Source organism: Alkalinema sp. FACHB-956 (assembly GCF_014697025.1).
Classification (GTDB): Bacteria; Cyanobacteriota; Cyanobacteriia; order Leptolyngbyales; family Leptolyngbyaceae; genus Alkalinema.
This window is the reverse complement of record NZ_JACJRC010000003.1, coordinates 361,689-376,082: the sequence shown is the minus strand read 5'-3', so window position 1 is coordinate 376,082 and position 14,394 is coordinate 361,689. Positions and strand designations below refer to the sequence as shown.

Genomic DNA, 14,394 nt, shown 5'->3' with positions numbered 1-14,394 from the left:
GATTCTGCCCAACATTTCCAAGGTTTGAAAGCAGCTAACTAAAGCACCTTGCTCTAACAAATTAACCGACTTGAATATCTGTGCGAAAGGAACTAATCAACCTTGAGTTATCTAATCAAGCTTGGCAAAGATAGATGCCAGAAACCAAGATTAGACGCAACCTAGGTAAAGGACACAACCTAGGAGCAGCTGTCTTCTAAAATTTTGGCAAATCAAAAATAATTGAGCAATCAAGAGTTACTGAACCGTCAAGTGAATTTACTTCTAACACTTTATTCATACTATGTCTGCTAATCTACCTTAAACCCATATATTTTTTCAATGGAAAATTAAGATTATAAGATTGGCTTAATATTTCTAAGCTTAATTAAAGTTTCTTTGAGGTTTTATGAAAGGTGTTGCATATTTTGTAGGATCTGGCTGTGGGACGATCGAAGCTCTGACGGTGCGGGGTTATCAGCTTCTCTGCCAAGCGGAAGTAGTTATTTATGATGCGCTGGTTGATGCAGAATTACTACAATATATTCCTCCTAACAGTCTAGTCTTTAATGTTGGTAAACGGGGGGGGCAACCAAGCTTAAAGCAGGCAGAAATCGATCGGTTGATTGTTGATCAATGTCAACAAAATCGGCGCGTGATTCGATTAAAAAGTGGAGATCCCTTTATTTTTGGTCGGACAACTTCAGAAATTCAAGCGGTGAAAGCAGCCCAGATTCCCTACGAAGTTGTTCCTGGCGTTTCCTCGGCCCTAGCTGCTCCCTTGTATGCGGGAATCCCTCTGACGGATTTGGTTCTGAGTCGCTGCTTTGCGATACTTAGTGCTCATGATCCCGATGCCCTCGACTGGGTCACGCTGGTGAATCTAGAAACCCTCGTCATTCTGATGGGTGGTCGCCACCTGCCTAGGATCGTCGAGCAACTCATCCACCACGGTAAGCCATCCAATACCGCGATCGCGATCATTCAATGGGCGGGCCGAGCTAATGAGCGCATCTGGATCGGTGCCCTAGGGGATATCGTTCAAATAACTAAAGGAGAAGCCCTCTCACCTTGTGTCATGGTAATTGGCGAAGTGGTGCGCCTGCGAGAATTTTTAGCGATTCAGAAAAAACAGGATGCTCAGGCAACTCTTTCCTTGGACGCCGCCCTGCTGCAAAATTTGAGGACTGCCTTAACGATAGATGCTGCCTCTATGCCTCAGCCTGCTGCTCAACGCCCCCTGCGCGATCTCACGATTTTAGTTACCCGTTCTGCTGGCCAATCTAGCGAGTTTACCGACTTACTGCAAGCTCAAGGTGCAGCGGTGGTGGAAATGCCTACCTTAGAAATTACACCCCCTTCCAGTTGGGATGCCCTCGATCGGGCAATTGCCGAACTTACGACCTTTGATTGGCTGATCCTGACTTCTGCCAATGCGGTCAATTATTTCTGCGATCGCCTCTTGGAACTGGGCCATGATGCAAGGGCGATCGGCTCAGTCAAAATTGCAGTAGTGGGAGAAAAAACAGCCGATTGTCTCCGATCGCGCAGTCTGCATCCAGATTTTATTCCGCCTAATTTTGTTGCTGATTCCCTAATTGAAAGCTTTCCAGACCCTGTGGCAGGGCTCAAGCTGCTCTTTCCTCGGGTGGAGTCGGGAGGTCGGGAGGTGCTGGTGAAAGAATTTACGGCCCAGGGCGCAAATGTAGTCGAAGTTCCAGCCTATCAATCCGCCTGCCCTGCGGCGATCGCCCCTGCGGCACTCCAAGCCTTGCAAGCTCAGACGGTGGATATGATTACCTTCACCAGTTCCAAAACCGTTCGCCATTTCTATCAACTCCTAGACGCCGCGATCGACGGTTCCCCCCATGCCCTGCTCGATCGGGTCTGCCTCGCCTCGATCGGTCCCCAAACCTCAAAAACGTGTCAAGATTTGTTGGGACGGGTAGACGTTGAGGCCAGGGAGTATACCCTAGGGGGACTAACCCAAGCGTTACTGGATTGGCAGAATATCCAGGTCACTGCTAGGACGGAATAAATGGTACTCTTGAACTATCCCCTTCCCGATCTATGCTATTGTAAAAAGCATCGGAAATGTGAAAATCACCTAAAACTTGCCTCACAAAACTTGCCTCACAAAATTTGCCTCATAACCCAGCCACTTCTAGGAAGCCAGGAGGGACGATCGGATGACCGTCGAACAAACCACCCAACTCCTACAACTCATCCTCAACTCCGTTCTGATGGTGCTGGCCAGCGGATGTCTTTTAGGGGGGGCGATTTTGCGACAACAGGGACTGGAGAAAGCACTGCGGATTACGAGTGCAGAACGGTTCCAAGCCCTGCAATTTGCTGATAACCGACCCGCGATTCACCGCAAGCTCCGATATTTGCAGCAACAGGCTCGCCACAACCATCGAGTCATCCTCTTGCTCAACCTTGCCTGCTTGCTCTTTATTGTCAGTACCCTCAGCCTTGTCCTGCGATCGCTGGTGGATTGGGTGGGATTGATCCACCTCTCTCTTTTCGCGTTTGCCATGGGTACGGGCGCATTCTTGGTCGGCATCCTGTGGCTGCTCCTGACCTTTGCCAAGAATCCTCGGGGCGATCGACCTCTTCATCGGATCCCCAACCAGTCCACTCAACCCTGGTTATCTTCCGGCCCCCGATCGCCGGTTCGGCAATCCTCGCGCCGTCCTCTGCGGGTACGGGTAACGTCCTCGCCACGCTTGTTACCTGCCCAACCCCGCGATCGCGATTCATTGCCTCACCAGGCCCGTCCCATGGCTTTACTGCCCTCTGCACCCGATCGCTAACAGCCTGTTTTTCCTGGCTAGTCGCCCTCTACACCGACGACTTGACCCGATGACTTGACCCAACGACTTGACTCGGACACTTGCCATGGGCCAGGTTTATTGAAACAATGCTGAAAAGTTTTATGTGCGGTGTACCTGAGTGAAGACGATTCCCCCGTTTGACCTGTCGCAGCAGTTTGAACTGATTGGCGAAGACCTAAACCAAGCTGTTCTGAGGGTTTTAGCCTCGGGACGCTACATTGGTGGACCCGTGGTTGAGGACTTTGAACGCCAATTGGCCGCTGCTGTGGGCACCCAGGATTGTGTGGCTTGTAATTCGGGAACCGATGCGCTCTACCTTGCCCTGCGGGCTTTAAAAATCGGCCCTGGCGATGAAGTGATTACGTCGCCTTTTACCTTTATTGCCACCGCAGAGACGATCAGTAACGTGGGTGCAAAACCCGTTTTCATCGACATCGATCCCGTCAGTTTTAACTTGGATGTCACAAAAATTGCGGCTGCCATTACGCCCAAGACAAAGGCGATGATTCCAGTCCATTTGTTTGGCAACCCAGTGGATATGACTGCCGTGATGGCGATCGCCCAACAGCACAATTTAGCGGTCATTGAAGACTGTGCCCAGGCAACCAGTGCAGCGTGGCAGGGCCAAGCGGTCGGGAGTATTGGACACATCGGTTGTTTTAGTTTCTATCCCACCAAAAATTTGGGAGCCTGTGGCGATGGCGGTGCTATCACCACCAATGATCCGGAGATCGCGAAGACATTACGGGTGCTTCGGGATCACGGGCGTACGGGGACGTACTACCACGAAGACCTAGGGGTCAACAGTCGGCTGGATGCGATTCAAGCGGCCATTCTCAGCATCAAGTTGCCCTACTTGCAGCAGTGGAACCAACAACGCAAAGCCATCGCCGATCGCTATGGTGAATTGCTCAGTTCGATCGCTGAGATTGAATTGCCCCAGGATATTTCCCAGGGAGTCCATGTGTGGAACCAGTACACCATTCGGGTCAAAGCATCGGATGGGAGGCAGCGCGATCAATTGCGACAAGCTCTGCAATCCAAGGGCGTCAATTGCAATGTGTACTATCCATTACCGCTGCATTTACAACCCATTTATCGATCGTTGGGTTACCAGGAAGGCCAGTTGCCAGTTGCGGAAAAGGCCGCTAACGAAGTCCTGTCTCTGCCGATGTTCCCAGAACTCACCCACGAGCAACAGGATCAAGTGATTTACGCACTGAAAGATTGCTTTAGTTAAGATGCGATTAATTTGTACTGTGATTCATTTGTACTGCAATCGACAAGAAGTCACGTAGTTTGTAGCACAAGAAGTCACCTGGGTTGTGGTACAGGTGTGAGAAACAGTGGAGCTTCCGGTGGAGATTGGATCTGCCAGTGAATATTCAAATGAATATTCGAAGAAGCGCTCAAGAGATCTCACGAATCTTGACAGATAGCGTGAATCGTGACCATGGGAAGAAACATGAACGGGAAGAAACTTTAAACGGTTGGACTGTTCCCATAATCTACAGAAAGAAGTAAATAAGGAAAATCGATCGGAGATGCATCCTTCGCCCTGAGATCAATGTGTTTTAAAACACTCGAATCACTGATTTCAGAGTGCGGAATGGAATGGTAAGTATTCCATTGCGGGAAATCTCCTGTGGATTGACGACGCCCAGCTATGACATAGTAACCCCGTTGCAATTTTGGCAACGCTTGTCCTGAACCCACAGCCAATTGATGGACGATCGAACCGGTTTCCAACGAGCCTGCAACGAGCCAATCCATTGTCAGGGTTAAACCCTTCCCAGCCTTCACGGGCACAAACAAGCTGGTTGCGGGACTACGGTTCAACCCATTGGCGCAATAGCTCCATGCACAGACTTTAATCGTCTGTACCAGTTCTGTCGGTTGATAGTCAATGGAAACGTTCAGAGACTGCAAAGGATACTTGGAGGGCAAGTAGAGACGATCAATGGTCACTTGCGCACCCAAGGATAGAAATTTGGGATCACCATGCTGCAAATCCTTGGCGGAGATCAACGATCGCGCCTTGGAATGAGCCTTGGGATAAAACCCGATCGACCATCCTGGCTGGTCTAACAACTGACTTGTTGTGGAGAGAGCTGGCTTGGCTGGCTCGACAGGCGACGCGAAGGAGACGGCCTCAGCTTTTTTGGGATTGAGAGTGTGATTGAGCGCTTGCAAGAATTGTGGAATCAGCGCGCTGGACGAAAAAAGCAATCCTAATCCTAAAAAATTACGTCGCCCCAATAGCGATCGTTCCAACAGGGTTTGATCTAGTAATGGGCGATCGAATAGGGGGGATGAAACCTCTGCAAGCTGGGACGATGGGCTGGAAAGGGCTGGTGTTTGTGGCGATGACTTGTGTGGTGATGACTTTTTTGAGGATAACTTTTGTGGTGATAATTTTTGTGGGGATAACTTTGCTCGAAAATTTCGACTTTTCATTTAGCCTCCTTGAAAGCGTTACTGAAAACGTGACTGAAAGCGTGACGGCTATTCCCCATCGCTTGAACTTTGCCAATGTCTACGATCGACGGTGTCTGCGATCAACCACCTACGATCGACCACCTACGATCGACTAGGGTAACGACCTTCCAGCGCAATGATGTAATTCAAAACCAGATAGGGCGGCATTGCGCCAGCTCTCTCCCTTGAATGCCCTTCACTCTGACGCGTGAGAGGAGAGTGATCTGTGTTAACGGTTGCAGCCGTATTGGGAGGGATGGCTGGGCGATCGTTCCCTGGCAATTGAAGAGATAGCTCAGTGGGGGCTCCCCGATCCTGGATTGGCGCAGGGGCCTTAGGCATCGGTGATTGTGATTGACGAATGGGTTCTGTCCCGCCCATTTCCCCCTGACGACGCAGGCTTAATCCGGGGCCTTGCCCTGCCCCCAAGGCAACTCGTCCTCGTAGATCCGGTAGTGCAAAAGTTGTTCGCCCGTTGCCCCCATAGGTTGTCCCAATCACACTAAATAGGGCCGCATACTGCGCGATCGGAAGGACTTGCCCATGGCAAAATGCCCAACCCCGTGGCTCAAAGTTTCCAGCAAATAAGCGAATTTCTCCCATCAGCGGCTCAGACATGGTTCCTTACCTCATCTACGCATCACCCAACCCATTACGCATGACCCATCACCTCAATGCCCAACTAGTTAATGCCTACTAGTGAATAACTAATAGCTAACGACTAATAGCTAACGATTAATAGCTAACGATCAGTCTCAATCAACTAGTTCACGACGAGTTCCAATCAACGATCGACCCTACGTGCAGGGATAATGCCCTCTAGGGCAATGATATAGTTCAGTCCCAGGTAGGGCGGCACCTGTTCTGCTCTCGTATTGGCTTGTGTGCCCCTAGCCGTTGCTATGACCTCAGCCGTTTCTGTTGCATTGGGTGAATGTATTACAGCCGTTTTGTTTTCTCTTTTGTGCTCTCTTTTGTTCTTTTCGGTATCACCGTGGTTTAACACTTGACCATATGGGGCATGACGATCGCCCATTTGACTTTCGCTTAACTTTTCTGCACCACCAACTTCACCCTGTATCCGTCGGGTTAGTCCCGTTCCCTGACCTTGATGCACGACAACCCGCGATCGTAAATCAGGTAAGGCAAAGGTGGTTTGTCCATCCCCCCCATAGGTTGCACCAATCACAGCAAAGAGGGGTCTATGTTGTGTGATTTCTAGCAATTGCCCATGGCAAAATGCCCATCCCTGGGGGGCAAAGTTTCCACCAAATAATCGAATTTCCCCAATTAATGGTTCATCCATAGCAACGACCTCATCGATCGACTATTGAGACTCAATGCGATCTCAATAGTCTGATGTATGTACGCCAATATTCACACCTGTATTTGGTGTATTCACTATCTGTATTTAGTATTCATACCTGTATTTGGTATTCATACCTGTGCTTGCGCCTATGTTCGCGCTCAATAAGCTGAAGGGTTGTCTAATGCAGTTGACAAAATTCAGGAGGACTGAAGAGACCCATAGTCAGGAACCCTAAAAATTATACGATGGGATAATTGAAATGTCTTCGCGCAATAATAGGTACGAAGTAGAGCATTTAGGTTGTATTACTGAGAAATTAGCTGGAAAACTCGATGATTCAACAGAATAGGTGAATCTTTGATGGAATATACCAACAAACAATAAAAAGCCCCCAGGACAGGAGGCTTTTTCTAAAAAGTGCAGTGAACCGAAGTCGCAGATCAAGTTATCAATCCATGAATATCAACCCCAACCCATCATTCATCCATAGCAGTGGATAAGTAGCTAGATCGGTAGGCGATCGCTATCCTGGATTCATCGCTACACTGGATACCTCGTTACTTTGGCCAGGTGTCAATGGAGGTGTCAATTATCGGTTCACCGTTACAAAAATGTCTTGCAGAATTTCTAGCGCGCCGTCTGCTTTCACTAGATTGGCGAGTTTAATACCGAGTTCTTCCGCTTCTTCAGGTGTGCCTGAAACCACATTTTTGACCAACTTCTGACCATCCAAGCTGGCTACCAATCCTGTCAGCGTTAACTGGCCATCTGCAATCACAGTATTCACGCCGATCGGAACCTGACAACCCCCTTCCAACTCCCGCAGGAAAGACCGTTCAGCATAGCACCGTTGCGCAGTGGGCAAGTGTTCCAGGGCTTTAATCACCTTGAGTGTCTCTTCGTCGCCTTCACGGCATTCAATCCCCAGGGCACCTTGGCCTACGGCATGGAGGGAAATCTCAGCGGGGATGACTTGGTGGATGCGATCGCCAAAGCCTAAACGATGTAATCCCGCATAGGCCAAAATCAAACCATCGTATTCCCCTTCGTCTAACTTGGCGAGACGGGTATTGAGGTTCCCCCGCACATCTTTGAAGCTTAAATGCGGGAAATGATGACGCAATTGAGCCAACCGCCGCAGGGACGAGGTGCCAATCACTGCCCCTTCTGGTAACGTTTCCAGCTTACTTCCCTTAAATTTTTCGTGTACAACCAGCGCATCCGCTGGATCTTCACGCTCCGTCACGCAACCTAACATCAACCCTTCTGGAAGATTGGTGGGCAGATCTTTGAGGGAATGGACTGCAAAATCAGCTTGCCCCTCGAGCATTTGGACTTCTAGCTCTTTGGTGAACAACCCCTTATCCCCAATCTTTGCTAGAGGAGCATCGAGGATTTTGTCACCTTGGGTGCTCATCGTTAAGATTTCAAAGGTGATGTCGGGGAACGCTTTTTGCAGCTCGTCCCGAACCCAGTGAGTTTGAACCAGTGCCAATTGGCTTTTGCGGGATGCGATACGGATGGTGCGGGACATATCTTACGTCGAATTGAATAAAGCAAGTTTTGAACTACTCTTTCAACCTTACCGCACTGTGTAACGCCAATATTGCAGGGATGACTCCGCAAAACGTTACAGATAATTAAGGAGGGCGGTTCACGATGGGTTGCGATCCCATCTACCTATTTACCCATCCCTTAGATTTTTATTTGCGTAAATTTTATCCATGCGCTGGTTCCTGCTATCTCACCTTCAGCGAATGGCCCCTTCAGCCAACCGTTCTTGAATCATCTCTCTCGCCGCGATCGCCGTTCCTGGCGCGAGCAAAATTCCATTGCGATAATGCCCAGTGGCCAGCAAGATATTCTGGTTGCCTGAGAGCCATTCAATGACCGGTGCAGGGCGACCAAAGGGGCGCGGACGTAGACCAATCCATTGCGATCGTCGTTCTGCCTGCGCCAATTCTGGAATGAGTTGCAGGGCTCCTTGCCACACGGTTTCTAACATCTCCGGTTGGGGGTGGAGGGGGCTGCAATCCCGGCGATCGCCCCAGTCCTCCGGCGGCAGTTCCACCGAGGCCCCCACCCAGTATTCCGCCCCACCCAATGGCACAACGTGAATATCGTGGCCCGTCACAACGGGTTGAAAACTGGCATGACCTAGGGGCTGGGGCAATTGGATTTGAATCGCTTGGCCTAGGACCGGTCGAATATCAAGGGCCGGTGAGATGGACTGGAGCAGGATTTGGGTCAACGGGCTCGATCCCAACCCAGCGGCAATAATGAGGCAATCGTAGGGAATTTCCCCGATCGAAGTTTGTAGGGCTGTTTGACTTTGTTGTTCACAGAGTCCTGTAACGGTTACGCCCCAGTGAAACTCCACGCCTTGCTGGGTCGCCCCTTGTACCAGGGCTTGGGTGAGGGCTACAGGATCCACTTGCCGATCGTCGGGGGAATAAACGCCTGCAATCACATCCTGTAAGTTCAACTGAGGACAGTGTTGCTGTAACTGTTCGATCGACCATAGTTCTAGCCGTCGATTTTGTTGAGGCCGAAGTTGGATTAAGCGTTCCCAAGGATCCAAGCGATCGCCTGCAAATTGCAGCATTAAAATGCCCTGGCGATTATAGGGAATTGTTAGACCTGTGCAGGTTTCCAGGTCAGGAATGACGCGATCGTACCAGTCCACTCCAGCCAATCGCATTCGCAAGTTACGACCTTTTTCTTTTTTGCTAATGGCTGCCATCAAAACGCCCAAAGCCGCAGCCGTTGCCGTAGGACAGCAGTTTTGTTTGGGTTGGATGGTGTGGCACTGCTGATCCAATACCTTAATGGATCGATCGGCTGATGTACCCAGCCCTTGCCTATCTAGCTGGGTTGCTAGTTCATAGGCGATCGTGGAACCCACAATGCCTGCACCAATTACGACCACCTGCATAGGATGCCTGAGTTCTCTTTTCTAGAATCACAATACTTAAACAGCAAAAGGAGACATGTCTACAGACACATCTCCAGATAAACCCATTCTGATCACAACGTGACCAATCTCAATCTTTAAGGCATCCATCCTGGGGGAAGCCTCCAGGCGAATCAAAGATGGGATGGATAGACTAACCTTGAGGTACTACTGAGAAGAAAGAATCCAAGGCCTTGTTCAAATTGGTATAGGCCCGAGCCGCTGCCCGGTAATCCTTATCAATCCCGGCTCGATCGAGGGCATTCAGTGCCTTAAAGACATCCTTGGATGCCTCTTCTGCGGTCTTGCGGGCATCAGGGAAGAGATCCCGCGCGACCGTCAGCATCTTGAATCGCAGTTCCCCCAAGGGGCCATGGATAAAGTTGCGCGCAAAAATGTAATCTTCTTGTTCAATTAAGCTCTGAAGTTCAGGGAAGCGATCGCGCATTGCCTGAATATCACTTGCGTAGGCTTGAATTTTCGCAATTTGCTCTGCCGCATAGGTTTGAGCCTGGGCCTTCTTGGGTTTGGCATCCGCAGGGTGGGTAAATGCTACAAACATCACCATCACGAAGGCAAGGGCTACCGCGAGAATCGACCGAAACTTTGACATAGTCCGAGTTAAATATTTTTATGCAACACAACAAGCCGAGCCAAGCTCCTCAAAATCGCAGCCGCGATCGGCTCCGTAGTGCAGTGTATCAAACTGCGGGATAACGAATGAAGCAACGGCAACGAATATTACAACATCGTTAACCTAATGACACGAAAACGGTTAGATTGCTTGCCGTTTCAGCAAGCGCAGCAAGGCATCATTTACCTTTTCGGGCCAGTCTTCTTGGACATAATGTCCCACTTCATACAGTTCTACAAATTCGCCATCGGGAACCACTGCGGCTAAGGCTTTAGCGGCCTCTACGGGCAACCAGGGATCGCGCATTCCCCAGCCAATCAAGAGGGGTTTGCGCCAGGTTTTCAGGCCCTGCTCCAGTTCTGCGCTGACCTTGGCGAGTTGTAGATTTTGCACCATTGCATGGAGTGCCCGTCCCGCATCGGAGGTTTTAATCCAAGGTCGGCGATAGATGTCCATGTCCTTGTCCTCTACGCGGTAGCCCCCTGCACCTTCGAGAATTTTGTCCGGCAAGGTGAAATCTTGGACGAGCGCTTCTCCGATCAAAGGAATCCCTAACTGTTTCAGTTTCCAGGGCAGTTTGACGGTTTGAAAAATGGGTGCATTAAACACAGCCAGCCGATCGACCCGATCGGGGTTGTGCAGGGCATATTGGATCCCGGCAGTGGCTAGAAATCCTTGCGCCACGATCGTGCAAGTACCAATTTCTAACGCATCTAGAAAGCCACCCAGCGCTTCAATTAATAATTCTGGGGTATAGGCAAAGTCCAGGCGATCGGGCATGTCGGAATAGCCACAACCCAGCCAATCGGGGGCGATGACCCGATATCCCTGCTCCGCTAAAACTGGCAGTACCTCCCGCCATCCATAGCTCTGGGACACTAACCCATGGAGCAAAATGACAATTCCCAAAACCTCCGATCCCTTCGGCTTGGCCTCACGGTAAAACCATTGATAGGATCCAACTTGTACTCTAACTTCCGCAATTTTCATCTCTGATGTCTCACCCACACACCCAAAACCCTACCCTGAAACCCTACGCATCCCAAAATATTAAGTTTTTTGAAAAGATAGCATTCTGTAGCTTTAGATACAGAATTGATAGGGTATACTTCAATCAAGAAGGAGAACTAGCAGGGTGATGGTTCAACCCCATAATCCGGAGTCTGAGACTGCCTGCAATCCATAAGACAGCCCGAACCATCCCCTTACTTAAGCCTCACCCATTTACTCACCGCTACAGAGGAGACCTGAATATGTCGATCGAACAAAGAACTCGGGCCTTGATGATCCGTCACCAAAACCTGCAACAAAATCGGGAACGTTGCGTCCTCAGCCGTGCAGCCGCTGAAATGGGTTTACCCAATGAAGAAGTACGGTTTGAAAATAAGGGCAAAGCCCATGTGAATGTCCTAGGGTTGGACGATGGTCCTCGCGTTGGCGCTAGCTAACCTCAATGGGTTAGGGCGTATGAGCTTGGATGAATGTGAACTGAAAGTAGCTTGAAAAGTGTCAATGTCAGCCAATCGAAGCCTCCTATTAGGAGGCTTCGATTGTTTAGGGTGTTTGGGGGGGCGTTTGTTTGGGGGGCCTTTGGCTCCAACCTGTAAACCCTTGCAACCCCCAAAAATGACAGAATCAACCAACACAGAAGCAATCAACATAAAACAAAGCCTACAAACAAAGCCTACCTAATGACTAGGTAGGCTTTGTTAATTACGAACTCAACTGAGTAAGTTGAAGATTGTAAATTGAGGACTCTGCAATTGCGGATTCCGCTCAGACATCCTTAGAACGTGAAGGTCGTCCGGACAGTCCCAATCAACGCATCATCATTGCTATCCACTTGACCAGGATTGATCACCCAGATCAAACCAGGAGTGATAGAGATGTTGTCATTGATTTGGTACTTGTAGAAGCCTTCAACATGCAGAGGAATAGACCGACCAGCACGAGTTGCAACACCGGTTTGACGACCAGGAGCGTAGGGAGCAGCGCCCACTACGAAGCCCAGCAGGTTACCCTTGGCACCGAAGTCGGGCAACGCTAAACCTGCGCCATAGCTCCAGATGTCTTGGCTTCCAAAGCCATCATCAATGAAGTTAGCTTGGGCATACATCCCAAAGGCATTGAAAACCAGGTTGGGGCTGAACTTATAGGCTGCAGAAATACCAAAAGCATTGACCTTAGCAGCTTTGGAGGTTGCTACAACGCTAGGGCTGTTGGCTGGCAAGGAACCCACAGCTCCAGCGGTGCTATTACCGCCTGCATCGAAGATGCCACCACCGCTACGGTATGCATTCACGTAGGTTGCTGCCACTTGGAAGTTAGCATCGGTAGGAGCGTAGCTGACTTGAGCCAAGATGCTGTTGTCACCATTGAACAAGCCATTTTTGTTGGCAGGGTTGTTAGCGCTGTCTGCCAAGTAGCCACCGGTTACCTTCAGACCACCGCCCAGGTCGTAGGTTCCACCGATACCAGCACCACCCCCGATCGCGTAGATGGGGTTACGTTGACCAAAGACAGACAACGTGGTGCTACCGCTATCGCCAGAATCCAGGACGGGGTTAGCAGTGGGTGCGTAGTCGTAGTGCAGACCACCGACAGCGGGGATGTACACTTTCAGGTTTTCGATCGGGCTGGTATAGTAAGCAACCCAGTCAACATTGACCTTGTTTGCGCCAGTGTTACCAAAGTTGAAGGTTTGCAGACCTTCAGAACCGCCACCGGGAAGGGTGAAGTTCTCAGCGTTACCCGCAGCCAAACGGGTTACCAGCAAGTCCTTGCCGGTAAAGCTGGTGTTCAAAGACAAACGAACCCGATCTTGGAAGACAGTGTTGTTACCGCCACCAGCGGGGGTTGCAGAAAACTCGTCGGTCACTGCGAAGATCACTTCACCCGCCAGCTTGGTCGTGGTGGAGAACTGTTGTTTCTCCAGGGTTGCAGTCTTAGCTTCCAACGCATCTACACGACCGCGCAGGGTTGCCAATTCAGCGGCAAATTCTTCTTGCAGTTTTTGCAGGGTGGCCAGGTCTTCTTTCTTCACCAAGTCAGCCGTGGCAGCTGCGATCAGTTCGTTGACGCGATCCATACAAGCGTTCAGACCAGCTGCGAACTCGTAGCGGGTCATGGCTCGGTTCCCACGGTAGGTCCGATCGGGATACCCAGCAATACAGCCGTAGCGCTCAACCAGAGATTGCAGTGCTTGGAAAGCCCAGTCAGTGGGCTTCACATCAGACAGTTGGGAGACAGAGGTCACTTGACCAATGGAGTTAGCAGACTTGCCTTCTTGGCTGTATTGGCTAACTTGGCTCAGCGCATCCACAGAAGGTGCTTTGGTTTCTGCCTGAGCAGCGGAGGTTCCGAGCAGCAGAGCTGCCGCCAAAACCGCAGGGCTAACCAACAAAGAGTTCAATCGGATATTTAGCATGTTTTTTCTCCTCACAACCTGTGTAAAGGTTACTCCACACAGGGACATTTTAAGATCGGCATTATTTCGCCAGACTAACCCAAAGTAGGGTCTGTTCTAACAAAACGTTGTGTCTAAGATCACAGTTTACCAGGAGCCCACCCGATTTGTTAACTCAGGCACGCCCAAGTTACCGCGTCAAAAATGAAGCCAATTTGGAAAACTGTTGACTCCTCTAGGATAACAACTTCATCCAGTTTTCTGGAGACAGACCTTCCTGGCCTCTACCAAAAGGCAGAGGACGCTTTACAAAGTGACACAAAGCCTAGTCTAACCAATATTCTTCCCAAAAAAGTTTCCAAAAACTATCCGCTCCCCCTAACCTAACCCAGATAATTTAGGAGTTAGATATTAGGAGGAGCGGTCTAGCGGGTCTTCAGTGGATACCTTGACTGCCGGGAGAACCCCAAATCGGCCAAGCGATCAAAAGACTCATTGGGTGTTTACGACTTTCGATGACTCAATTCAATCAGTGACTAAAAATAAGCCAAAGGCATAAAACCCATGCTGGCCTAGCTTAGAGAACAGCCCCGGAACACAGCCGGACTACACCAAACTGACGACCCAAACGTTTACTACTATCTTGCATGGGCAACACCTCCGCTATTTGCTAAACAACAAATAATCTCAAAGACAAAAGCAACTAGGGCTTCGGTCTAAGGCATGAGGAATACAATTCCTCTAAACTCAACGTAGCACAGATTTTTGAATTAGCAAGGGTTGCAAGGCCCTTTTTAG

Annotated in this window: 13 protein-coding genes; 5 read left to right on the top strand and 8 right to left on the bottom strand. The window is 49.9% G+C overall.

The annotated features are described in order from the left end of the window. The first annotated feature begins 388 nt into the window (after window positions 1–388). From cobA to H6G21_RS06725, 3 genes are all read left to right on the top strand, one after another. Window positions 389–2,017: a uroporphyrinogen-III C-methyltransferase gene (gene cobA, locus H6G21_RS06735; RefSeq protein ID WP_190571833.1), complete on the top strand. Its 1,629-nt coding sequence runs from the start codon at window positions 389–391 to the stop codon at window positions 2,015–2,017. A gap of 151 nt (window positions 2,018–2,168) precedes the next feature. Continuing rightward, the gene (locus tag H6G21_RS06730) at window positions 2,169–2,795 is read left to right on the top strand and encodes a hypothetical protein (protein ID WP_190571831.1); all 627 of its coding nucleotides are present in this window, start codon (window positions 2,169–2,171) and stop codon (window positions 2,793–2,795) included. A 139-nt stretch (window positions 2,796–2,934) separates the two neighbouring features. Next, window positions 2,935–4,056 carry an aminotransferase class I/II-fold pyridoxal phosphate-dependent enzyme gene (locus H6G21_RS06725; RefSeq protein WP_190571830.1) on the top strand — a complete coding sequence of 374 codons (1,122 nt, stop codon included), beginning with the start codon at window positions 2,935–2,937 and terminating at the stop codon, window positions 4,054–4,056. 242 nt (window positions 4,057–4,298) lie between these two features. On the opposite strand, the gene H6G21_RS06720 is transcribed toward H6G21_RS06725, so the two are convergent. Continuing rightward, a complete protein-coding gene (locus H6G21_RS06720) occupies window positions 4,299–5,045 on the bottom strand; it encodes a hypothetical protein (RefSeq protein WP_190571828.1) in 747 nt (248 codons plus the stop codon). Window positions 5,046–5,128: 83 nt separating this feature from the next. Here H6G21_RS06720 and H6G21_RS06715 point away from each other — a divergent pair, with 83 nt between their 5' ends. Then, on the top strand, window positions 5,129–5,410 hold the full coding sequence (locus tag H6G21_RS06715) for a hypothetical protein (RefSeq protein WP_190571826.1): 282 nt from the start codon (window positions 5,129–5,131) through the stop codon (window positions 5,408–5,410). Here the strand turns inward: H6G21_RS06715 and H6G21_RS06710 are convergent. The 6 genes from H6G21_RS06710 to H6G21_RS06685 all read right to left on the bottom strand — a co-directional run bounded on the left by H6G21_RS06710 (window position 5,397) and on the right by H6G21_RS06685 (window position 11,180). After that, complete coding sequence (locus tag H6G21_RS06710) at window positions 5,397–5,912, bottom strand: tail fiber protein (RefSeq protein ID WP_190571824.1); 516 nt, start codon at window positions 5,910–5,912, stop codon at window positions 5,397–5,399. The genes H6G21_RS06715 and H6G21_RS06710 overlap by 14 nt on opposite strands. A gap of 166 nt (window positions 5,913–6,078) precedes the next feature. Further along, window positions 6,079–6,600 carry a tail fiber protein gene (locus H6G21_RS06705; protein WP_190571822.1) on the bottom strand — a complete coding sequence of 174 codons (522 nt, stop codon included), beginning with the start codon at window positions 6,598–6,600 and terminating at the stop codon, window positions 6,079–6,081. Between the two features lie 592 nt (window positions 6,601–7,192). Then, window positions 7,193–8,137, bottom strand: coding sequence for a hydroxymethylbilane synthase (hemC, locus tag H6G21_RS06700; protein WP_190571820.1), 945 nt, complete (start codon window positions 8,135–8,137; stop codon window positions 7,193–7,195). Window positions 8,138–8,353: 216 nt separating this feature from the next. Next, window positions 8,354–9,538: an FAD-dependent oxidoreductase gene (locus H6G21_RS06695; RefSeq protein WP_190571818.1), complete on the bottom strand. Its 1,185-nt coding sequence runs from the start codon at window positions 9,536–9,538 to the stop codon at window positions 8,354–8,356. A gap of 172 nt (window positions 9,539–9,710) precedes the next feature. After that, window positions 9,711–10,169, bottom strand: coding sequence for a photosystem II protein PsbQ (psbQ, locus tag H6G21_RS06690; RefSeq protein WP_190571816.1), 459 nt, complete (start codon window positions 10,167–10,169; stop codon window positions 9,711–9,713). Window positions 10,170–10,331: 162 nt separating this feature from the next. Then, entirely contained in the window at window positions 10,332–11,180 is an 849-nt protein-coding gene (locus tag H6G21_RS06685) for an alpha/beta fold hydrolase (protein WP_190571815.1), read from the bottom strand. Window positions 11,181–11,443: 263 nt separating this feature from the next. On the opposite strand from H6G21_RS06685, the gene H6G21_RS06680 reads away from it, so the two are divergent. After that, window positions 11,444–11,638, top strand: a complete 195-nt coding sequence (locus H6G21_RS06680; RefSeq protein WP_190571813.1) for a hypothetical protein — start codon at window positions 11,444–11,446, stop codon at window positions 11,636–11,638. 338 nt (window positions 11,639–11,976) lie between these two features. Here H6G21_RS06680 and H6G21_RS06675 read toward each other — a convergent pair whose 3' ends face one another. Further along, window positions 11,977–13,617, bottom strand: coding sequence for an iron uptake porin (locus H6G21_RS06675; protein WP_190571812.1), 1,641 nt, complete (start codon window positions 13,615–13,617; stop codon window positions 11,977–11,979). Window positions 13,618–14,394: the final 777 nt, after the last annotated feature.